A 1,542-nucleotide genomic window follows, 5' to 3' on the forward strand; every position below is an offset into this window, starting at 1 on the left:
GGGTGACCTCACGCGTTTCGAACATCCACGGCAACTGATGGCATGGATTGGCGTGACGCCTTCGGAGCATTCCTCGGGTGGGAAACGACGCCTAGCAGGCTGTTGAATTTGGGTCCCGTGTAAACGGGGTTTGCGGGACAGGCGTTATGGATATCGTGTTCATAACCTTTGGCAGCGGATGCGATGCGCGGAATGGATGAGATGCAGGAACCCCTGTTCACGACGGTCAAGCTGGAGGATTTCGTCCCGGCTGATCACCCGTTGCGACCAATCCGGTTGCTGGTGAATGACGCGTTGAAACGGCTCAACGGGCTGTTCGGCGCGATCTATGCGGACACCGGCCGGGCCTCGATTGCCCCCGAGAAACTGCTGCGTGCACTGCTGTTGCAGGTGTTCTATTCGGTGCGCAGCGAGCGCATGCTGATGGAGCAGATGCGCTACAACCTGCTGTTTCGCTGGTTCGTCGGGCTGGCGATCGAGGACGCCGTGTGGGACCACTCGGTGTTCTCGAAGAACCGCGACCGGCTGCTCGAGCATGAAGTCGTGGAAGCGTTCTTCACTGAAGTCATGAGTCTGGCCGACAGGCGAGGCCTGCTTTCCAGGGAGCATTTCTCGGTGGACGGCACGCTGATTCAGGCATGGGCCAGTCACAAGAGCTTCCGTGCGAAGGACGGCTCGGACGATGGCCCACCGGCCGGCGGCGGGCGCAATGCCGACACGGACTGGAAGGGCAAGCGGCGCAGCAACGACACTCATGAGTCGAGCACGGATGCGGATGCGCGTCTGTTCAAGAAGAGTAAAAAGAGTCCGGCCATCCTGTGCTATCACGGGCACATCCTGATGGAGAACCGCTCGGGACTGGTGGTCGGTGCCGTAGTCAGTCATGCGGATGGGTTCGCGGAGCGCGCGAGCGCCTTGCGGCTGCTCGACTGCGTGCCCGGCACTCACGCGAAGACCGTCGGTGCCGACAAGGCCTACGACACACGCGACTTCGTGAACGATTGTCGGGCCCGCAACGTGACGCCGCATGTCGCGCGCAACGATGAACGCGCTGGCGGCAGCGCAATCGACGGTCGCACTTCGCGGCACGCGGGCTACCGGATCAGCCAGGTCATCCGCAAGCGTATCGAGGAGCATTTCGGCTGGGGCAAAACGGTCGGTCGGATCCGGCAGACGGTCTATCGCGGCATCCGGCGCGTCGACCAGCACTTCAAGCTGACGATGGTTGCGAGCAATCTGACCCGCATGGCGCGAATGCCAGGCGTGGCGCTGCAAGGGGTGACACGATGAGCCGCGACGGCGTGGCGACAGTGCAGCGCGGGCGTTGCAAGCATACGCACTGCCTGCAAAAACCATCCGGCGAACCCGCAATTCAGCAGCAAATCGCATGCGGACACCTCATGAACACTGCTCCGGTTGTCATGACGGGGTGCTTTTCAACAGCCTGCTAGGTAGCATTACCAAGACCGGCAACAGCTATGCACGTAAGCTGCTGGTTGAATCCGCCTGGAGCTATCGACATCCGGCACGCGTGAGCATCGA

Annotated in this window: 1 protein-coding gene and 1 pseudogene; both read left to right on the plus strand. The window is 61.7% G+C overall.

All coding sequences use genetic code 11. The features are described 5' to 3' along the window. A pseudogene (locus tag C7411_RS36770) lies at positions 1-94 on the plus strand (transposase); the annotation flags it as partial. Positions 95-192: 98 nt separating this feature from the next. Next, on the plus strand, positions 193-1,290 hold the full coding sequence (locus C7411_RS36775; RefSeq protein WP_110389033.1) for an IS5 family transposase: 1,098 nt from the start codon (positions 193-195) through the stop codon (positions 1,288-1,290). The last annotated feature ends 252 nt before the right edge of the window (positions 1,291-1,542 follow it).

This window comes from Paraburkholderia silvatlantica (assembly GCF_003096715.1).
Taxonomy (GTDB): Bacteria; Pseudomonadota; Gammaproteobacteria; order Burkholderiales; family Burkholderiaceae; genus Paraburkholderia; species Paraburkholderia silvatlantica.

Coding starts and splice junctions, on each gene's coding strand:
- C7411_RS36775 (WP_110389033.1), top strand. CDS start 193: ATGGATGAGATGCAGGAACCCCTGTTCACGACGGTCAAGCTGGAGGAT.